Source organism: Qipengyuania sp. SM2507, assembly GCF_053714505.1.
In genome coordinates, this window is sequence record NZ_CM132307.1 from 506,687 (window position 1) to 526,388 (window position 19,702).

17 protein-coding genes and 1 tRNA gene are annotated in these 19,702 nt (G+C 66.8%); 6 read left to right on the plus strand and 12 right to left on the minus strand.

Translation table 11 applies throughout. The annotated features are described in order from the left end of the window. Positions 1 to 11: 11 nt before the first annotated feature. From edd to rimO, 4 genes are all read right to left on the minus strand, one after another. Positions 12 to 1,826 (minus strand): phosphogluconate dehydratase, encoded by a 1,815-nt coding sequence (gene edd / locus ACWIKC_RS02410; protein WP_454598545.1) that lies wholly within the window; start codon positions 1,824 to 1,826, stop codon positions 12 to 14. Continuing rightward, positions 1,819 to 3,261 (minus strand): glucose-6-phosphate dehydrogenase, encoded by a 1,443-nt coding sequence (gene zwf, locus ACWIKC_RS02415; protein WP_454598546.1) that lies wholly within the window; start codon positions 3,259 to 3,261, stop codon positions 1,819 to 1,821. The genes edd and zwf overlap by 8 nt, the downstream gene beginning before the upstream one ends. Before the next feature lie 76 nt (positions 3,262 to 3,337). After that, positions 3,338 to 4,138, minus strand: coding sequence for a transglutaminase-like domain-containing protein (locus ACWIKC_RS02420; RefSeq protein WP_454598547.1), 801 nt, complete (start codon positions 4,136 to 4,138; stop codon positions 3,338 to 3,340). A 58-nt stretch (positions 4,139 to 4,196) separates the two neighbouring features. Then, positions 4,197 to 5,570 carry a 30S ribosomal protein S12 methylthiotransferase RimO gene (rimO, locus tag ACWIKC_RS02425; protein WP_454598548.1) on the minus strand — a complete coding sequence of 458 codons (1,374 nt, stop codon included), beginning with the start codon at positions 5,568 to 5,570 and terminating at the stop codon, positions 4,197 to 4,199. Between the two features lie 83 nt (positions 5,571 to 5,653). On the opposite strand from rimO, the gene ACWIKC_RS02430 reads away from it, so the two are divergent. Further along, complete coding sequence (locus ACWIKC_RS02430) at positions 5,654 to 6,052, plus strand: DUF1761 domain-containing protein (protein WP_454598549.1); 399 nt, start codon at positions 5,654 to 5,656, stop codon at positions 6,050 to 6,052. 31 nt (positions 6,053 to 6,083) lie between these two features. Here the strand turns inward: ACWIKC_RS02430 and ACWIKC_RS02435 are convergent, their stop codons facing one another. The 3 genes from ACWIKC_RS02435 to serS are packed head-to-tail and all read right to left on the minus strand — an operon-like array spanning position 6,084 to position 9,248. Next, entirely contained in the window at positions 6,084 to 7,163 is a 1,080-nt protein-coding gene (locus ACWIKC_RS02435; RefSeq protein ID WP_454599422.1) for a potassium channel family protein, read from the minus strand. A 43-nt stretch (positions 7,164 to 7,206) separates the two neighbouring features. Next, positions 7,207 to 7,971 carry a 5'/3'-nucleotidase SurE gene (gene surE, locus ACWIKC_RS02440; RefSeq protein ID WP_454598550.1) on the minus strand — a complete coding sequence of 255 codons (765 nt, stop codon included), beginning with the start codon at positions 7,969 to 7,971 and terminating at the stop codon, positions 7,207 to 7,209. Further along, positions 7,968 to 9,248: a serine--tRNA ligase gene (serS, locus tag ACWIKC_RS02445; RefSeq protein WP_454598551.1), complete on the minus strand. Its 1,281-nt coding sequence runs from the start codon at positions 9,246 to 9,248 to the stop codon at positions 7,968 to 7,970. The genes surE and serS overlap by 4 nt, the downstream gene beginning before the upstream one ends. 249 nt (positions 9,249 to 9,497) lie before the next feature. Here serS and ACWIKC_RS02450 point away from each other — a divergent pair, with 249 nt between their 5' ends. Continuing rightward, positions 9,498 to 9,722: a hypothetical protein gene (locus tag ACWIKC_RS02450; RefSeq protein ID WP_454598552.1), complete on the plus strand. Its 225-nt coding sequence runs from the start codon at positions 9,498 to 9,500 to the stop codon at positions 9,720 to 9,722. A gap of 124 nt (positions 9,723 to 9,846) precedes the next feature. On the opposite strand, the gene ACWIKC_RS02455 is transcribed toward ACWIKC_RS02450, so the two are convergent. Together ACWIKC_RS02455 and sppA are read right to left on the minus strand one after the other, a co-directional pair. Next, positions 9,847 to 9,921: transfer RNA gene (locus ACWIKC_RS02455), tRNA-Val, on the minus strand. 94 nt (positions 9,922 to 10,015) lie between these two features. After that, the gene (gene sppA / locus ACWIKC_RS02460; protein WP_454598553.1) at positions 10,016 to 11,896 is read right to left on the minus strand and encodes a signal peptide peptidase SppA; all 1,881 of its coding nucleotides are present in this window, start codon (positions 11,894 to 11,896) and stop codon (positions 10,016 to 10,018) included. A 96-nt stretch (positions 11,897 to 11,992) separates the two neighbouring features. Between sppA and ACWIKC_RS02465 the strand changes: the two genes are divergently transcribed. Together ACWIKC_RS02465 and ACWIKC_RS02470 are read left to right on the plus strand one after the other, a co-directional pair. Then, positions 11,993 to 13,021 carry an aspartate carbamoyltransferase catalytic subunit gene (locus tag ACWIKC_RS02465; RefSeq protein WP_454598554.1) on the plus strand — a complete coding sequence of 343 codons (1,029 nt, stop codon included), beginning with the start codon at positions 11,993 to 11,995 and terminating at the stop codon, positions 13,019 to 13,021. After that, positions 13,018 to 14,250: a dihydroorotase gene (locus ACWIKC_RS02470; protein ID WP_454598555.1), complete on the plus strand. Its 1,233-nt coding sequence runs from the start codon at positions 13,018 to 13,020 to the stop codon at positions 14,248 to 14,250. Before ACWIKC_RS02465 ends, ACWIKC_RS02470 begins: the two co-directional genes overlap by 4 nt. 59 nt (positions 14,251 to 14,309) lie before the next feature. On the opposite strand, the gene ACWIKC_RS02475 is transcribed toward ACWIKC_RS02470, so the two are convergent. From ACWIKC_RS02475 to ACWIKC_RS02485, 3 genes are read right to left on the minus strand one after another with little or no spacing between them, the layout of a single operon-like run. Further along, complete coding sequence (locus tag ACWIKC_RS02475; RefSeq protein ID WP_454598556.1) at positions 14,310 to 15,671, minus strand: SPOR domain-containing protein; 1,362 nt, start codon at positions 15,669 to 15,671, stop codon at positions 14,310 to 14,312. A 36-nt stretch (positions 15,672 to 15,707) separates the two neighbouring features. Further along, a complete protein-coding gene (locus ACWIKC_RS02480) occupies positions 15,708 to 16,265 on the minus strand; it encodes a hypothetical protein (protein ID WP_454598557.1) in 558 nt (185 codons plus the stop codon). 23 nt (positions 16,266 to 16,288) lie between these two features. Next, on the minus strand, positions 16,289 to 17,005 hold the full coding sequence (locus ACWIKC_RS02485) for an AAA family ATPase (RefSeq protein WP_454598558.1): 717 nt from the start codon (positions 17,003 to 17,005) through the stop codon (positions 16,289 to 16,291). A 204-nt stretch (positions 17,006 to 17,209) separates the two neighbouring features. Between ACWIKC_RS02485 and ACWIKC_RS02490 the strand changes: the two genes are divergently transcribed. Together ACWIKC_RS02490 and ACWIKC_RS02495 are read left to right on the plus strand one after the other, a co-directional pair. Next, positions 17,210 to 18,337 carry an SPOR domain-containing protein gene (locus ACWIKC_RS02490; RefSeq protein WP_454598559.1) on the plus strand — a complete coding sequence of 376 codons (1,128 nt, stop codon included), beginning with the start codon at positions 17,210 to 17,212 and terminating at the stop codon, positions 18,335 to 18,337. Positions 18,338 to 18,400: 63 nt separating this feature from the next. Beyond that, complete coding sequence (locus ACWIKC_RS02495; protein ID WP_454598560.1) at positions 18,401 to 19,696, plus strand: DUF418 domain-containing protein; 1,296 nt, start codon at positions 18,401 to 18,403, stop codon at positions 19,694 to 19,696. Positions 19,697 to 19,702: the final 6 nt, after the last annotated feature.

Sequence of the window (19,702 nt, forward strand, 5' to 3'; positions counted from 1 at the left end):
GTTCAGGCGTGTCACAGTCCCGCAAGCGCCAGCATCGAGGAGCCGCCGCGCTCGGCCTCGTCGGCATGGGCGCGGAACATCGCGAAGAGCTCGCGGCCCACGCCTTGTTCGGGTTGCGGATCGGCGGCGGGTTCGCGCGAAGCGAGATCGGCACCGGTCGAAAGCTCGCCACTCGCGGCGCAGACCCGGACCACATCTCCGTCGCGCAAGCGCGCCAGCGGGCCGCCGCCGCGCGCCTCGGGGCTGCAATGGATCGCCGCCGGCACCTTGCCGCTCGCGCCCGACATGCGCCCGTCGGTGACGAGGGCGACGCGATAGCCGCGATCCTGGAGCACCCCGAGAGCGGGCGTGAGCTTGTGGAGTTCGGGCATGCCGTTGGCGCGCGGGCCCTGGAAGCGGACGACGACGACGACATCGCGGTCGAGTTCGCCTTGCGAGAACGCCTCGGCCACCGCGTGCTGCGTGGCGAACACCCGGCAGGGCGCCTCGACCGTCCAGCGCTCGCGTTCGACTGCGGAGGATTTGAAACAGGCGCGCCCGAGATTGCCCTGCAGCAGCCGCATCCCGCCATCGCTCTGGAACGGGGCGGCGGCGGGACGGAGCATCTCGGCATCGCCGCTCTGTCCCGGATCGCGCCAGTCGAGCGCCTCGTCGCGTTCGTAGGGTTCGCGGGCATAGGCAGGAACCCCGCCATCCCAGACGGTGAGCAGGTCGCCATGCGCCAGCCCCTCGTCGAGCAGCGTGCCGATCACATAGGCCATCCCCCCTGCGTCGTGGAAATGGTTCACATCGCCCGCGCCGTTGGGATAGACGCGCGCGACCAGCGGAACCGCGGCCGACAATTCGGCCAGATCGTCCCAGTCGAAGGCGATCCCCGCCGCGCGCGCCATCGCCGGGATGTGGATCGCGTGATTGGTCGAGCCGCCGGTGGCGAGCAGACCGATCGCGGCGTTGACGATCGCCTTCTCGTCTATGACGCGCGACAGTGGGCGGTAGTCATCGCTCTCGATCCCGATCGCGGCGAGGCGGTGGACCGCGGCGCGGGTCATCTCCTGCCGCAGCTTCTTGCCCGGCTGGACGAAGGCGGCTCCGGGGACATGCACCCCCATCATTTCCATCATCATCTGGTTGGAATTGGCGGTACCGTAGAAAGTGCAGGTGCCCGGCGAATGATAGCTCGCCATCTCGCTCTCGAGCAATTGCGCGCGGTCGGCCTTGCCCTCGGCATAGAGCTGGCGGACCGCCTGCTTCTGCTTGTTGGGGATGCCGCTGGGCATCGGCCCGGCGGGGACGAAGATCGCGGGCAGATGGCCGAAGCGCAACGCGCCGATCATCAGACCCGGCACGATCTTGTCGCAAATCCCGAGCAGCGCCATGCCGTCGTACATCTGGTGGCTGAGCGCGACGGCGGTCGAGAGCGCGATCACGTCGCGGCTGAACAGCGACAGCTCCATCCCGTCCTCGCCCTGCGTCACGCCGTCGCACATCGCCGGGGTGCCGCCCGCGACCTGCACGGTTGCGCCGACTTCGCGCGCCCAGATCTTCATTCGCTCGGGGTAGCGGTAATAGGGCTGATGCGCGGAAAGCATGTCGTTGTAGGCGGTGACGATGGCGAGGTTGGGCCCGCTCGAGGCGCGCAGCGCCTGCTGGTCCTCCTCCGCCCCGGCATAGGCATGCGCGAGATTGGAGCAGGAAACCTGCGAGCGTTCGGGCCTGCGCTCGCGCTCGCGCTCCATCAGTTCCAGATAGCGGGTTCGCCCGTCGCGCGAATTGGCGATCACCCGCTGGGTGACGCGGTGGATGGTGTCGTGGAGGGGTTTACTCATCGTGCCAGCTCACTCCGTCGCGTTCGGCGAGCGCGATCGCCGCGCTCGGCCCCCAGCTGCCCGCGGTATAGGGCTTGGGCGTGCTGCCCTTGGCGTCCCATTGCGCCCGGATCGCGTCGATCCATTCCCATTGCGCCTCGACCTCGTCGCGGCGGACGAACAGCGTCTGGTCGCCCTCGACCAGATCGAGCAGCAGCCGTTCGTAGGCGATCCGGCGGATCGTGTCGGAAAAGGCATCGGGCATGGTCACGTCGAGCGGGACCTGCCGCAGCCGCAGCCCCTCGCGGTCGAGCCCGGGCAGCTTGGCCATCAGCGAGAACTGGATGTTCTCCTCGGGCTGGATGCCGATCACGAGCCGGTTGGGCTTGGTGGTCGCGCCCTTGGCCTCGAAGATCGAATGCGGGACAGAGCGGAACTGGATGATGATCTCGGTCACCCGCTCGGGCAGCCGCTTGCCGGTGCGCAGGTAGAAGGGCACGCCCTTCCAGCGCCAATTGTCGACATGCGCCTTGATCGCCACGAAGGTCTCGGTGGCGCTTTCCTCGCCCAGCTCCTCGTCATAGCCTGGCACCGCCTCGCCCGCGACCGCACCGGCGCGGTATTGCCCGGTGACGGTCTCGCGCTCGGCCACGGGGCGCAGCGCGCGCAGCACCTTGACCTTCTCGTCGCGCACCGCGGTGGCATCGAAGCTGGTCGGCGGCTCCATCGCTACCAGCGCCAGCAGCTGCAGCATGTGGTTCTGGACCATGTCACGCAAGGCCCCGGTCTCGTCGTAGAAGCCCACGCGGCCTTCGAGCCCGACCGTCTCGGCGACGGTGATCTGGACATGGTCGATATAGTTGGAATTCCACACCGGCTCGAACAGCAGATTGGCGAAGCGCAGCGCGAGCAGGTTCTGCACCGTCTCCTTGCCGAGATAGTGATCGATGCGGAAGATGCGGTCCTCGCTGAACTCGCGCGCAACCGCATCGTTGATCTCGCAGCTCGAGGCGAGATCGGTGCCGAGCGGCTTTTCGAGCCCGATGCGCGTGCGTGTCCCGGTCAGCCCGGCATGCGCCAGCCCCTTGATGGTCGGCTCGAACAGTTTCGGCGCGGTGGAGAGAAAGATGGCGAGGCCCTGGCAATCCTCGCCGACCTGCTTGGCCAGCCGGTGATAGCCGTCCACCGTGGTGGCATCGACCGCTTCGTAGACCAGCCGCGCGAGGAATTCCGCCACCCCGCCGCGCCGCGTGGCGGGGAGATATTGCTCCAGCGCCTCGCGCGCGAACTCGCGGAACTGCTCGTCGGACATCTCGGTGCGCGCGGTGCCGACGATTTTGAGGTCGGGAGCCAGCAACCCGTCCGAATGCAGCGCGCAAAGCGATGGGAGCAGCATCCGCTGCGCGAGGTCGCCAGTCGCGCCGAACAGCAGCAGCCGGTCCGCAGTGAAGCTCATCGCGGTGTGGTTCCTCCCTAGTGTCTGTGCTCTGGCGTAACACCCCGCCGGGGGTCGTGCCAGTGCGCCGCGCGCGTTAGTCGGTCCGCGTGACCTTGACCGAGCTGCGGCGGAAATTGTTCGGCCCGAAGCTGGTCAGGAAGCTGACATCGGCGGCATCGCGGCCGACGCCGATCTTCACCGTCTCGGCGGGATCGGCCATCTTGGTCGCATCGACCAGTTGCCAGGTGCCGCCGCCGGGCGTGTCGGGATCGTCGAGGAAGACCTCGGCGATGGCGTGGAAATCGGGCGGCTCGACCCCGGGGGCGTAGCAGGCGACATAGCGCGCGGGGATGGTGCTGGCGCGCGCCAGCGTCACCAGCACATGGGCATAGTCGCGGCATATCCCGCGCCGCTCGACGAAGCTGTCGAGCGCGGTGGTGCGCGCGTCCGAAGTACCTGGCTCGTAGCTGAAGTGTTCGGCGATCCAGTCGCGGATTGCGACGATCCGCGCGCCTCCCTGGGTGTCGCCGAACTCGGAATTGACGAAGGGCTGGAACTTGTCCGCCTGGCAATAACGCGAATCGAAGAGGTACTGAACCGCCTCGCCCGGCATGTCGTGCGGATCGAGCCTTTTGAGGCTGCCGAGATCGGGAAGCTGGCGTTGCGGGCGGACCAGCGCGGTATAATCGACCTCGAAATCGCCCTCGGCACGCACCCAGATGCGTTCGCCGATATCGTCCTGCGCGGGGACCCATGCGCAATGCTCGGCATCGGTCATCCGCGTGTTGCGCTCGATGATCTCCTGCTCGGGTATGGCCGCGGCCTCGAACTGGAGCAGGACATCGGTCGGCTGGTCGAGCGTGAAGGCGAAGCTGGTTTCGATTTTTATGGGCATGCGCTGTTGGAACGCCTCCTGGTCACCGCGGTTTCTGCCCGGTAGAAATATAGTCTGGTCAGGCGGGAACGCCGAACAGATCATGCGCGTCGGAATCCTCGATCTCGACATCGATCACCGCGCCCGGGACCAGCGTGGCGGGGACATTGCGCAGATAGACCTGCCCGTCGATCTCGGGGGCATCGGCCTGGCTGCGCGCGGTGGCGCCGATATCGCCGTCCTCGTCGGGCTCGCCGACCTCGTCCACGATCACCGGGATGCGCTTGCCGACCTTGCCCGCGAGCCGTTCGGTGCTGATCCGCTCGGTCACTTCCATCAACCGCGCGTAGCGTTCTTCCTTGAGCTCCTCGGGGACATGGTCGGGCAGCGCATTGGCGCGCGCGCCCTCGACCTGTTCGAAGCGGAACCCGCCGACGCGGTCGAGCCGGGCTTCCTCGAGCCAGTCGAGGAGATAGCGGAAATCCTCCTCGGTCTCGCCGGGGAAGCCGACCACGAAGGAGGAACGGATCGCGATATCGGGGCAGATTTCGCGCCAGGCCTTGAGGCGTTCGAGGACCTTGGCCTCGTTGGCCGGACGGCGCATCGCCTTGAGCACCTTGGGGCTGGCGTGCTGAAACGGGATATCGAGATAGGGGGTCAGCAGCCCATCGGCCATCAGCGGGATCACCGCATCGACATGCGGGTAAGGGTAGACGTAATGCAGCCGCACCCAGGGGACCTGCCCCTCGGGAGTGCGCAAACCGCCCAGCTCGCGCGCCAGATCGGTCATGTGCGCGCGCACCTCGCGGCCCTTCCACTCGCGCGCGTCGTGCCTCGTGTCCACGCCATAGGCCGAGGTATCCTGGCTGATCACCAGCAGTTCGCGCGTGCCCGCCGCGACCAGCTTCTCCGCCTCGCGCAGCACCGCGTCGATCCGCCGGCTGGCGAGCTTCCCGCGCAATTGCGGGATGATGCAGAAGGCGCAGGAATGGTTGCAGCCCTCGGAAATCTTGAGGTAGGAATAGTGCCGCGGGGTCAGCTTGATATCGGGCTGCGGGATCAGATCCACATAGGGTCCCTGGCTCGGCGGGGCATGGGTGTGAACCGCTTCGACCACCGCCTCGTATTGATGCGCGCCGGTAATCGCCAGCACCGCGGGGTGCGCGGCGCGGATGGTCTCGGCTTCCTCGCCCATGCAGCCGGTCACGATCACGCGCCCGTTTTCGGCGATCGCCTCGCCGATCGCCTGCAGGCTTTCCTCCTTGGCGCTGTCGAGAAAGCCGCAGGTGTTGACCAGCACCACATCGGCGCCGGCATAATCGGGGCTCATGGCATAGCCATCGGCGCGCAGCCTTGTGAGGATGCGTTCGGAATCGACCAGCGCCTTGGGGCAACCCAGGCTGACCATGCCGATCTTCTTCTGGTCGGGAAGGATGGTGGTGGCGGTGTTCATGATTGCGCGCGCCCCTACACCCGTCAGCGCAAATGCGCTAGCGTTGCGCGCGTCGTGGCGCAACGAGCAGCAGGGAGCGGGCAATGGGTGAATTCAACTGGCTGGCGGTGGTGTTAGGCGCGCTCGCCTTCTTCGTGGTCGGGGCGCTGTGGTACGGGGTGCTGTTCGGCAAGGTCTGGCAGAAATCCGCGCGGCTGAGCGACGAGACGGTCCGCTCGGGCAATATGGCGCTGATCTTCGCGCTGACCTTCCTGTTCGAACTGCTGATCGCCTCGACGCTGTGGCACGGAATCGAACGCAGCGGCGCCAGCTCGCGTGCGACGATGATGATGGCGGTCGGTTTCGGCGTGACGGTGATGGTCCCGGCGCTGGGGATCCATTACCTCTACCTGCGCAAGACGCTCGCGCATTTCCTGATCGATTCCGGCCATATCGTGACCGGCATGGCCGCGATGGGCGGGGTGTTCCTGCTGTTCCGCTAGCAGCGCCGATCCGGCGCCAAGGGCGGCGGGCCTAGTCTCCCGGTTGTGGGCGACCGTCGCCCAGCGTCGTGCCGTTGGGGGTGGGGATAATCTCGACCAATATGTCGCCCGTTTTCAGGGTCTGGCAGGCGTCTTCCCAGAACCCCAGCGCCTGCCCGTCGCGATAGACGCGCAGGCCCCGGCCGCCGGTCTTGAGATCCGCCAGCGTGATGCCGTCTTCCTCCTCGGTGATCTCGCGCTCGACCAGCTGCACCCGGCCCGAGACCGAGGCCAGATCGGCGAGATAATCGGCGATGTGTTCGCCCTTGGCCGATCCGGCCAGCAGCAGCCCGGTGAAGCGCACCGGGTTGATGACGTTGGTGGCACCCGCCTGCAGCGCGAGCGATTCATTGTCGTTGGCGCGCACCACCACGCTGATCGGCACCTTGGGGGCGAGCGCGCGGACGGTCAGCGTGATCAGGATCGTGGAATCGTCGCGCCCGGCCGAAATCAGCACGTTCTTCGCCTGGTCGATCCGGACGGCTTTGAGCGTCTCGTCGCGAGAGGCATCGGCCGCCATGATGTTGCAGCCCAGCGCCTCGGCATCGGCCAGCCGCTCCTCGCTGGGGTCGATCACCACGATGCAATTGGGATCGGTGCCACGATCGATCAGTTCGGCGACCGCTTCCGACCCCGAGATACCATAGCCCAGCACCACGATGTGGTCCGAGAGTTGCTCCTGGATACGAGCCATGCGCCATTTCTCCCAGCTGCGTTTCATTATGAAATTGTAGGCGGTGCCCACGAAGATGAAGAATACCGCAAAGCGGATCGGGGTGACGATCACCGCTTCGACCAGCCGCGCGCGATCGCTGATCGGCGCGATATCGCCGAAGCCGGTGGTGGTGATCGAGATCATGGTGAAATAGACCACGTCGAGGAAACTGACCTCGCCGTCGAGATTGTCGACCAGCCCCTCGCGGTCCCACCAGTGGATCATCACCACGATGAAGATCAGGAACAGCGCCAGCCCCAGCCTGATGCCCAGATCGCCCCAGACCGGGATCTTGACCGCGCGCCGCAGCGGCGTGTGGCGCGCGCCACGATAGGCGGGCTTGGCCTTGCCGGGCATGATCGTATCGAGCTGCTTTTTTTCGCTCATCCGGTCGGATTTCTCACGGCTGGTAGCGATCGGCAAGTGCGCCGAGCGACGAATGATGCGTCAGGTCGAGCTGGAGCGGGGTTACCGAGATGAAGCCATCGTCGATCGCTTCCAGATCGGTGCCATGGTCGAGCGTGTGCTCGATCGATTCGAGCCCGAACCAGTAATACTGGAACCCGCGCGGATCGCGGCCCTCGACCACTGTGCCGCGAGCGTAATCATGGAACCCCTGCCGAACCGCGCGGATGCCCGCGACCTTGGCGCTGGGCAGCGCGGGGAAGTTGACGTTGACCAAGGTGCGCTTAGGCAGCGGGGTGTCGAGCAGCGGGCCCAGCACCTTGGCGCCCCAGCCGCGCGCGGCGTCGAAAGTGTCGGACCCGGCCTCGCCATTGCGGCTTGTGACCTGGCTGAAGGCGATCGAGCGGATGCCCGCCAGCGCGCCCTCGATCGCCGCTGAGACGGTGCCGGAGTAAGTGACGTCGTCGCCCAGATTGGCGCCGCGATTGACGCCCGAGAGGATCACGTCGGGCGCGCCCTGCATCACCTTGCGCAGGCCCAGCGTGACCGAATCGGTGGGGGTGCCGGTCACCGAAAAGCGGCGCTCGCCATGCTGGCGCAGCCGCACCGGGCGGGTGAGGGTGAGCGCATGACCCATGCCCGACTGCTCCTCGTCCGGCGCGCAGATCCAGATGTCGTCGGTGAACTCGCGCGCGATGGCTTCGAGGACCTCGAGCCCGGGCGCGTGGACGCCGTCGTCATTGGTGAGAAGGATTTTCATGCCTGCTGCTCCAGCTTGGTCACGCCGTCCATGTAGGGCGCGAGGACTGCGGGCACCGCAACGCTGCCGTCGGCCTGCTGGTAGTTCTCCAGCACTGCCACCAACGTCCGCCCGACCGCGAGGCCCGAGCCGTTGAGCGTGTGGACGAAGCGCGCCTTCTTCTCGCCTTCCGGGCGATAACGAGCCGCCATCCGCCGCGCCTGGAAATCGCCGCAGTTCGAACACGAGCTGATCTCGCGATAGGCGCCTTGGCCCGGCAGCCAGACTTCGAGATCGTAGGTCCGCTTGGCAGTAAAACCCATGTCGCCGGTGCACAGCAGAACCTTGCGATAGGGCAGCTCGAGCGCCTGCAGCACGCCCTCGGCGGCCCCGGTCATGCGCTCGTGTTCGGCTTCGCTGTCCTCGGGGCGGGTGATGCTGACCAGCTCGACCTTCTCGAACTGGTGCTGGCGGATGAACCCGCGGGTGTCGCGCCCTGCGGCGCCCGCCTCGGAGCGGAAGCACTGCGTCAGCGCGGTCATCCGCAGCGGCAGCGCGGCATCCTCGAGGATCTGCTCGCGCACCGAATTGGTCAGGCTGACCTCGGCGGTGGGGATCAGCCAGCGGCCATCGGTGGTCTGGAAATTGTCCTCGGCGAATTTGGGCAATTGCCCGGTGCCGAACAGCGCTTCCTCGCGCACCAGCAGCGGCGGCGCGCATTCGGTGTAGCCGTTCTCGCCGGTCTGATGGTCGAGCATGAACTGGCCCAGCGCGCGATGCAGCCGTGCCATGTGCCCACGCAGGAAGGTGAAGCGCGCGCCCGAAAGCGCCGCGCCGGTCTCGAAATCGAGCCCCAGCGGCGGGCCGAGATCGGCGTGTTCCTTCGGGTCGAAATCGAACTCGCGCGGGGTGCCCCAGCGCGATAGCTCGACATTGGCGGCCTCGTCTGCGCCCTCGGGGACGTCCTCGGCGGGAATGTTGGGCAGCGCGGCGAGCAGGGCGTTGAGTTCCGCACCCAGCGTCCGGTCTTCCTCCTCCAGCGCGGGCATCGCCTGCTTGATCTGGGCGACCTCGGCCTTGAGACTCTCGGCGGTATCCGTGTCGCCCCTGCCCATTGCCTGACCGATGGCCTTTGAAGCCTCGTTGCGGCGGCTCTGGGCCTCCTGCAGCCGGGTGGTGATTTCGCGGCGGCGGGTGTCGAGCGTCAGGATGCGATCGGCGGCAGGTTCGGCGCCGCGGCGCTTCAGGCCGGCATCGAATTCACCCGGATGCGAACGGATAAAGGCAAGGTCGTGCATGGCCCGCGCCTATGCCCGCTCGCCCGGCACTTGGCCAGAGGGCTTGGCCAGCGGAATGCGGGTCGGGCGGCGGCGGCGCCGCGCCGTCCCGACCGAGCATCGGATCTCGCACGGCAAGATGCGAGTTCGACACGAGAAATGGGGGTCCAGGTGTCGAAAACCTCGGATGTCGAATCGACATGTCGAACCGGGGGCTTTTTTGGAACGGCTTCACGGTCAAGCCGTTGATCAGACAAAGGAGATTTCAGTATGATTGGCAAGATTATCGGAGCATTCGTGGGCGACAGGCTCGCCAAGCGGACCGGCGGACTCAGCGGAGCGCAAGGCGCGGCTCTGGGCGTTGTCGGCACAGCCGTGCTGCGCCGGATCAGCCTCCCCGCCATGGCGGCGATCGCTGCGGGCGGCTATGCCGCGAAGAAGCTTTCGGAAAAGAAGGCCAACGGCAGGTCCGGCGTGTCCGACACGGTAAGCTGACCGGATTAGGCCGCTAGGACCTTTTCCAAATCGAACAAAGGGCGTCGGAGGAAACTCCGGCGCCTTCTTTGTGGGGCGCCTTGTTTGTGGATCGGGCTGGCCGACTTGTCGCGTTATCGAGAAGTGGTGGGCGCGGCAGGGATTGAACCTGCGACCCCACCCGTGTGAAGGGTGTGCTCTACCACTGAGCTACGCGCCCGCCCGGGGCCTCGCGGCGCCTCTTGGCAGCCGGTTCGGGCAGGGGCGCGCCTTTACTTGGGCCGGGCGCGCTTGGCAAGCGGTTGCGGGTCGGTTCAGCGAGCGAACAGCGCCACCAGTTTCGCCAGCCAGCCGGACAGTTCACGGCCCCCCGCAGCGCCCTGCTGCGGCGCCGGCGGACATTCAAGGCAATAGGCCTGCGCACCGCGCGTGGTCAGCAGTCGTTCGAGATCGCCGACCAGCTGACCGGCAAGCGCCTCCTGTTGGCGCGAGAACAGCGTCGCGACATCGGCGCGTTCGCTCTTGCCATCGTCCACCAGCAATTGGCGCAGCAGCGTATCGTAGGTCCCCGGTTCACGGCCGAGATAGTCGACGAACCACTCGCCTTCCTCGAGGCCCGCCTGTGCCGCAGCCCAGGCCAATGCGGTGTCGAGACCGCCATACTGATCGACGAGGCCGATCTGTCGTGCCGCGCCGCCATCCCAGACCCGGCCCTGGCCGATCCGGTCGACCTGTTCGGTGGAGAGATTGCGCGCCGCGGCGACCTGGCCGATGAAATCGGCATAGCCGTCCGCGACCGAGGCTTGCAGAATGGCATCGACCTCAGGGGTGAAGCCGCCAACCAGATCGGGCTGACCCGAAAGCGGGGTGGTCCGCACCCCGTCGACGCTCACGCCGATCTCGTCTGCAAGGTTTTCGAAAGTGGGAATGACCGCAAAGATGCCGATCGAGCCGGTGATGGTCTCGGGTTCGGCGAAGATGCGGTCCGCGGGCGTTGCGACCCAATAGCCGCCGCTCGCGGCGACATTGGCCATCGACACCGCAATGGGGATGTCGCGCGCCTTGTGACGCAGGATGGCGCGGCGGATTTCCTCGCTCGCCAGCACCGAACCGCCCGGCGAATCGACCCGCACCACGAGCGCGGCCAGATCGGCCTCCAGCGCTTCGTCGAGCAGTTCGGCGATCCGCGTGCCGCCTGCGGTCCCCGGCCCGGCGTCGCCATCGACGATCTGACCGGCGATGGTGACCACGCCGATGGCGGATCCGGTCTCGGCAATTCGATTGTCCTGCAGCCAGGGCTCGAGCGTGGTGCGGGGATAGGCGTTGAGCGCGCTGCTCCACTTGTCCTCGCCGACCAGTTCCACCAGCCTGGCGTCGAACTCCTGCCGGCTGCCCAGCTTGTCGACCAGCCCGGCGGACAGCGCCGCCTTCGCCAGATCGCCGCCCGCGGCTTCGATCCATCCGACCGGATCGCTTGTGACTCGCGCGATATCCGCCTGCGGGCGCGCCTTTTTCACATGCGCCTGCCATTCTTCCCACAGCGCGCCATAGAGCGCCGCGTAATTCTCGCGCGCCGGCTCGGACATGGAATCGCGTTCATAGGGTTCCACCGCGCTCTTGTAGGTGCCGACCCGATAGACGCGGGCATTGACCTTCAGCCGGTCGAGCAATTCGCCGTAATAGAGCCGCCCGCCGCCGGGCCCGGTGACAATGGCGCCGCCCAGCGGGTCGAGCCAGATCTCGCTGGCGTGGCTCGCGAGCATCACTCCGTCGTCGGCATAGGCGGAGGCGAAGGCGAGCACCGGCTTGTCCGCCGTGCGGACGCGGTCGAGCGCTTCGCCCACCGCCTGCAGGTGCACCTGCCCGCCGCCCAGGAAGCCGCCGAGATCGAGGACGACCGCCTCGATCCGGTCGTCGGCGGCCGCCGCGTCGATCGCACGGACCAGCTCGCGCGCCTCGAATTCGCCGGTCGGTGCGGTCTGCGAAAGCAGCGCGGCGATGGGATCGATCTCGGTACGTTCCTCGACGATGATCCCGTCGAGTTCGAGCAGCAGTGCACCCTCGCGAACCTGTGCCGGGCTCGGTCGCGCCGTCAGCACCGCGAACAGCAGCGTGAAGAACAGCAGCATGAAGACGAGCACCAGCCCGTCCTTCAATCCAACCAGCAAGCGCCAGACCCGGCCCGCGAATTTCATAGTCGATCCTTCAGGAATGTGGGCCCCTAACTAGGCACTCGAAGCGGAAACACCATGCAATTGTGCTTGAGCGGGTGATGGAGCTCGACTAGGGGCATGGCTTTAATGACATCGTCGCCGCTCCGCCCCGCCTCCGGCCGCTATCCCGCGGGCCGGCAAGCCTTTCCGCATCGCGACCTGACCGGCATCGGCCAGCTCGAACGGCACGAGATCCTGTACCTCCTCGACGAGGCGGAACAATGGGTCGAACTCAACCGCCGCTCGAACAAGCATCACGATGCGCTGGCTGGGCTGACGATCATTAACGCCTTCTTCGAAAACTCCACCCGCACGCTGCTGTCGTTCGAGATCGCGGGCAAGCGGCTTGGTGCGGATGTGGTCAATATGCACGCCGCGCAATCATCGGTGAAGAAGGGCGAGACGCTGATCGACACCGCGATCACTCTCAATGCGATGAATGCCGACGCGATCGTGATCCGTCACGGCTCGAGCGGGGCGACCCAGCTGATCGCCAGCAAGGTCGATTGTCCGGTGCTCAACGCCGGCGACGGCCAGCACGAACACCCGACGCAGGCGCTGCTCGATGCACTGGCGCTGCGCGAGGCGCTGAGCGACCGGGGTGAGCCGAGCGAGGATTTCACCGGCCTCACCGTCGTGATCTGCGGCGACATCATGCACAGCCGGGTTGCGCGTTCGAACCTGCTGTGCCTCCAGGCGCTGGGCGCAAGCGTGCGCCTGTGCGCGCCGCCGGCGCTGATGCCGCTGGGGGTCGAGGCGATCGGCGCGCAGGTGTTCCACGATTTCGATGCCGCGCTGGCGGGCGCGGATGTCGTGATGATGTTGCGCCTCCAGAACGAGCGGATGAGCGGCCAGTTCATTCCCTCCGAGCGCGAATATCGTCATCTCTACGGACTCACCCGGGCACGGCTCGATGCCGCGGCGCCCGAGGCGCTGGTGATGCACCCGGGACCGATGAACCGCGGTGTCGAAATCGACAGCGATGTCGCCGATCTGGTCGATCGCTCGCTCATCACCCGGCAGGTGGAAATGGGGGTCGCCATCCGCATGACCTGCCTCGACGTGCTCACCCGCAGCGTGCGCGGCGTGGAGGGATGGGCGGCATGAAGCAGGTGAAGCCGCTAACGATCACGGGGGGGCAGCTGGTCCTTGCCGATGGGTCGCGCGAAGGTGCTGTCCGGCTGGTCGATGGCCGGATCGAGGCGCTGGGCGATATCGCTGCGCAGCCGGGCGAGGATATTCTCGACGCCAAAGGGAAGCTGGTGGCACCCGGGCTGGTCGATTACGGCGTCTTCGCGGTCGACAAGCCGGCGTTCCATTTCGGCGGGATCACGCGTGCGGCGCTGATGCCCGACCAGTCGCCGCCGCTCGATCTGCCCAGCCGGGTCGCCTACATCGCCAAGAGTGGGAAGCCCGATTTCTGGGTCCATCCGCTCGCCGCCGCGACGCGCGAGCTCGAGGGCACGCAACTGGCTGAAATCGGATTGATGCGCGAAGCCGGCGCGCGCGGGATCGCCACCGGGCGGCGTTGGATCGCCGATACCGGGATGATGCTGCGGCTGCTGCGCTACGCCGCCATGCTCGATCTCACCGTCGTCACCCATGCCGAGGATGGGGCGCTGGCGGGCGATGCGGTGGCGACTGCGGGCGAGATAGCGACGCGGCTCGGCCTGCCGAGCGCACCGGCCGAGGCCGAGGCGCTGGCTCTGGCGCGCGATATCGCGCTTGCCGAGATGGCGGGGGCGAGGGTGCATTTCCGCCAGGTGACCACCCGCGCCGGGCTCGATCTGGTCCGCACGGCCAAGACGCGCGGGTTGCCCATCACCGCCGGGGTCACCCCGGCGCATTTCATGCTTTCCGATCTGGCGACCGCCGACTTCCGCAGCTTCATGCGCCTGTCCCCGCCGCTGAGGATCGAGGACGACCGCCAGGCGGTGATCGAGGCCATCGCCGACGGGACGATCGATGTGATTGCCAGCGGCCATGATCCGCGCGGCCCCGAGCAGAAACGACTGCCCTTCGCCGATGCCGCTCCGGGTATGGCGGGGGCGGAGACGCTGCTGGCGATGGTGCTGACGCTGGTGCGCGACGGCACGATCGATATGGCGCGCGCCTTCGCTCTGGTCGCGGCAACGCCCGCCCGCCTGCTGGGGGTAGAGGCTGGCGCGCTGGTGGAAGGCTACGAGGCCGATATCGCGCTGATCGATCCCGAGAAGCCCTGGGTCATCGACAGCGCCAAGATGGCAGCGACCGCGGGCAATACGCCCTTCGATCGCCAGCCGACGCAGGGACGAGTGTCCGCGCTGTTCAAGGGCGGAATGCGGGTTGGCGGCTAGCTGAAACGAAAAACCCCTCCCGCAAGCGGGAGGGGTTTTGGTGTTCTAAAGGCTCGAAATCAACGCGTCGCGACGCGGACGTTGTTGTCGATCGTGCCGGGCAGCGGATTGCTGGCGGCATAGGCGAGGCAGCCTGCGCCACCGCGCTTGACCGACTGGCACAGGCCCTGCGCCGAGGTCCTGGCGAAACCGCCGGCCGCAACGCGGTAATAGATATTGCCCTTGACCTTGGCCTTGGTGATGACCTTGTCCGCGCCGTCGAGCTCGGGGTGGCGCTTGAGGAACACCTTCCACGCCGCCTGGGCGTCGGACATCGAGAAATAGGAACCGAGCTGAACGCGATAGTCGCCCGAGGCCATCGCGAGTGCGGGCTTGGCCGCGGGCGCGTCGGCCCGGGCAGCCGGGCGCGCGACCGAGGTAACGGCTCGCGTAGCTGCGGGAATACTCTGGACCACTTCGCGGCTGACGAAGCGAGCGCCCGGGGACACGGCTGCAACCGGCTCTGCCGAGGCGCGAGTCGGCACCGCTCTTTGCGCAGAGGGGAGCAAGGCGAGCGCCGGGGCCGGGCGATCCGACTCGGAAACCGGCGGAAGTTCGCCATTGCCGAAGCTGCTGGCGAAATCTCGGCCCTGTGTGGTCTCGGCAGGTCCGTCCTGCTCCAGTGTCTCGGCGGCAAGCTGGTCGACGCTGTCGAAATTATGCAGTGCGAGCATGGTCGGCTGGCCGGGATCCTGGACCAGTTTCACGCTGAGCAGGTCGGCGATCCGGCGCTGGTACATTTCCGGCGCGGAAAGGACCGCCCATTTGCTCATCGTGTCGCCCAGCTTGTCGGCGGCGACGTCCTCGGCGGCCATGATCCGAGCGTTGCGCCAGTCGCCCTGCAGCGCGAGGCTGTAGGCCAGGTTCTGGCGCACCTTCATGGTGTTGGTGCCGTTGCGCAGCAGATTGCCGAGCACGTGGACGGCTTCCTGCGGACGACCGGCGAGCGCGATCGCGAGGCCGTAATCCGCCGGATCCAGCGCCGCCTTGTGGCGGTCTAGCGTGGCGAGCGCGGCGGCCTGCTGGCCGGCGGCGATCTGCGCCAGCGCGAGCCTGGTGAGCGTGCCCGAGGAAGCGTCGCCCAGCGACACGGCTTCGGCCAGCGTGGTGGCGGCAGACTGGAACCGCCCCGCTTCGATATAGGCGGTGCCCAGCAGCGCGCGCGCGGCGGTGTCGCGCGGCGTCGCCAGCACGGCGGCCTCGGCATGGGTGACGGCCTTGTCGCCCTTGCCCTTGGCGAGCGCTTCCTGCGCCTTCGCGGTGGAGGCCTGCGCCGGGGGCGCGACATTGGCGGTGCAACCCGTCAGGGCCACCGTGGCAAGCGCCGTCGTCAGGGCCAGGCCCAGCATCCGGTTGCTCTTCGCTGTGATCGTCTTGCTCATTCTACCCCTCCTGAGGGTTCGGATATGCGGCAAAGGTCAATCGCGCTTCACCTGCGCGGCGAGAAGGTCGATTTCGGGCATCTCGGACAGCAGTGCATCGAGCGCTTCGGTCACTAGTTGCTGGGCGCTGCGCCCCTTCACCGTACAGGCGAGACGCAGTTTGAGATGGCGGTTCTGGTCGAGCCGCAGGGTAAAGGCGGCGCGTTTGCCGCCTCCGTTGGTTGCGGATTTCGTGGATCGGGGCTCGGGAGCGGTGCGCGCCATCGGCGTTTCCAGCTTCTGTGCAATGCGTTCGATCGTGTCGCGCACCGGGCTTTGCGCCTTGCGCTGCAACAGCGGTTCGGGATTCGCTTGGCGAACCGGTGCGTCGTTCCTGGTGGCGGGGGACAGCGAAACGACCTCGCCGCCCGATGTCGGGGCTTTGACGATCGGTTCCTCGCCCATGTCGTTCCAGCCCAGATCTTCCAGGCTGGCGGCGGCTTCCTTGCCATCGACCACGCCCGGCGCACCATTCTGCGGGCGCATGGCCGGGCGCGCGCCGCCCTTGCGGGCCAGCAGCGTGGAGGAAAGAGAGGCGAAACCCGTGTCGCTCATGGCCTAATCCTGCAGCCTTCCGGTTACTGGGCCACGCGGCGGCCGAAGCCGCCTGCGGGTCGGTGGGCACCTGCCATCGGGGCCTGGTGGTTGGGCGCTGCGAAGATGGTGCGGCGAAAGTTCTTCTCGAGCCGGTCGGAGACGTATTTCCACAGTGCGGTCACTTCGGCGGCGCTGCGGCTGTTTTCGTCCACTTCCATAACCGTGCGGCCGTCGATCATCGAGGCGGCGAAATCGGTGCGGTGGTGGAGCGTGATCGGTGCGACAGTGCCGTGCTGCGATAGCGCGACTGCGGCCTCGGAGGTAATTTTGGCCTTGGGCGTCGCGCCGTTGACCACAAACACCAACGGCTTGCCGGCGCGCTCGCAAAGGTCGACCGTGGCGCCCACGGCCCGCAGATCGTGCGGGCTGGGGCGGGTGGGGACGACTATGAGTTCGGCCACCGCGATGACCGACTGAATCGCCATGGTGATGGCGGGCGGCGTGTCGATGACCGCGAGCTTGAAGCCCTGCTGGCGGAGCACATTGAGATCGCTGGCGAGCCGCGCCACGGTGGTCTGCGCAAAGGCGGGATATTCCGCCTCGCGCTCGTTCCACCAGTCGGCAAGCGAGCCCTGCGGATCGATATCGATGAGAACGACCGGGCCGGCACCCGCCCGTTGGGCCTGAACAGCCATATGACCGGACAGGGTTGTCTTCCCCGATCCGCCTTTTTGCGATGCCAACGCCAGTACTCGCACGGCCTGGTCCCCTTGAATTGCGCCCTAAATCGTCGTCGAATTCGCTCGCCACACGCGAGGTCTCCACAGGGAATTCGCAGACTACCCTCAATTTTGGGTTAATGGGGCGGGGTTAAATGCGCCGCTCGACTGCGCAAAATGCCGCCAAGATTTTGCTAATGCCGGCTTTACTATATGTTCAGCGGGGTAAATGTAGGCGAAAGCATGAAATCCATGGAGATGACGATGCGCGACCCGATAGCGAAAAAAACAGGATTGATTGCGGGCGCCCTGGCGTTTGCCGGGCTGCTGATGGTTGGTGCGACACCGGCGCTGGCCGATGTGAAAGCCGGCGTCGATGCCTGGGCGGCGGGTGATTACGCCACCGCGGTGCGCGAATGGTCCGACCCGGCCGCGCAGGGAGACCCCGATGCGCAGTTCAACATGGCGCAGGCCTATCGCCTGGGTCGCGGGGTCCAGGCCGATCCTCGCCAGGCCGAAGCGCTCTATGCCGCCGCCGCGGCGCAGGGCCATGTGAAGGCAGCCGACAATTACGGCCTGCTGCTGTTCCAGGATGGCCGCCGCGAGGAAGCGATGCCCTATGTTAGCGCCGCCGCCGATCGTGGCGATCCGCGCGCGCAATATCTGGTCGGCGTCGCCCATTTCAACGGCGATCTGGTGGAGAAGGACTGGGTCCGCGCCTATGCGCTGCTGACGCTCGCCAATGGCACCGGCCTGCCGCAGGCGCGCGCCGCGCTGGCGCAGATGGACGAATACATCCCGCTCGACCAGCGCGAACAGGCGCAGGTGTTGGCGCAGCGGCTCGACGCCCAAGCGAACGCCAATCGTTCGCAGCAGCTCGCCACGGTCGATCTCGAGCGCGGCCCGGTGCAGACCGCAATGGCGCCCGAACCCGTTCCCGCCGGGCCGCAACCGCCGATGGTGCTGCCCGCGCCGACTGCCGCCCCGGTCACGACCGTCGCAGCAAATCGGGCAGGGGCCGATTACACGCTTCCGCAATCCCAGCCCGCTGCGTCACCGGCCGCGACCCGCACCACCGTGGCACAGGCGCCGGTGGTATCGAACCCGGCAGCTACCGCTCCTGCTTCCGTCAGCACCGCCATGACCGGACCATGGAAGCTTCAGCTTGGCGCCTTCGGTCAGCCGGGCAACGCCGATCGCCTGCTCGAACGGATGCGCAGCCGTTCCGCGCTTTCCGGAGCCCGGCTGGTCAAGGAGCCGGCAGGCCGCTTGACCAAGGTCATGGCCGCGGGCTTCGCGAGCCGCGCCGCGGCGCAGCAGGCCTGCAACGCGCTCAAATCCGGCGGGCAGGACTGCCTCGTCACGCAATAGGCTTGCCGTAACGGCTTCCCCCTCGCGCCACCTTTGCTAAAAGGGCGCACGAGGGGGAAGATCATGACCGATACCGCCGTTCCGGACCAGGCCAGCGCCGAGCTCAACGCCGCGCCAGACCAACCCAGGCCGGTCGCCGAGAGCGGCAACCGCATCGCCAGCCTCGACTTCATTCGCGGCTTGGCGGTCATGGGCATCCTGGCCGCGAACATCATCGCCTTCGGCCAGCCGATGGTGGCCTATATGTGGCCGGACGCTTTCCTCGTACCGAGCGGCGATCCCGGCGGCTGGCTTTGGGCGCTGCAGTTCGTGCTGATCGACGGCAAGATGCGCGGGTTGTTTACACTGCTGTTCGGCGCCGGGCTCTATCTCTTCCTAGAGAAGGCGTGGGAACGCGGCAGCGGGCGCGGATTGCAGGCGCGGCGGCTGGCATTCCTGCTATTGTTCGGGCTGATCCATTTCTTCTTCATCTGGAAGGGGGATATCCTCACCGGCTATGCGCTGTGCGGGTTTGCGGCGCTGCTGTTCGTGAAGATGACGCCGCGCGGCCAGCTTATCGTGGGCCTGATCGGCTATTTTGTCGGCGCGATCGCGTTCACTACGCTGTTCGCGGGAATGTATGCCTTCGACCGGATGGAGCCCGCCAATGAGGAGATTGTCGCCTCGCAGGTCGAGATGCGCGCGGTAAAGACAGAAGGCCTTGCCGATGGAAAGATCGAAACAGCGCTGATCTCCTCGGGCGATTACGCCGGTCTCGTCGCGCATAATTTCGCCGAGCACTGGTCGGACCCACTGACCTTCCTGCTGATATTCGTGTTCGAGACGCTGCCGCTGATTCTGGTCGGCATGGCGCTATACCGGGTGGGGCTGTTCGATGGCCGAATGCCGACGCCCAAGGTCCGCCTGTGGGGCTGGATATTGCTGGTGTTCGGTGGCGCTCTGTCGGCGGCGATTGCCTGGTGGGCCGTGCGCGATGGGCTGACCTATTTCGGCACGAGCCTGGCGTTCATAGGATTGGCCCGGTTCGCGAGCCTGCCGATGGTCCTGGGTCTGGCGGGTTTGCTTTCCCTATGGGGCGCAAGCGCAAGCGGGGCACTGGCCGAGCGCGTTTCGGCAGCCGGGCGCGCCGCCTTCACCAATTATATCGGCACCTCGGTGATCATGCTTTTCGTCTTCCACGGTTGGGCCGGGGGACTGTTCGGCGAGTTGAACCGCCCGCAGCTCTACCTGGTCGTGCTCGCGACCTGGGTGCTGATCCTCGCCTGGTCGAAGCCATGGCTCGACCGGTTCCGCTACGGGCCGCTGGAATGGCTGTGGCGTTGCCTGACCTATGGGCGGACGTTCGCGCTCCGGAGGTGAGGGCAG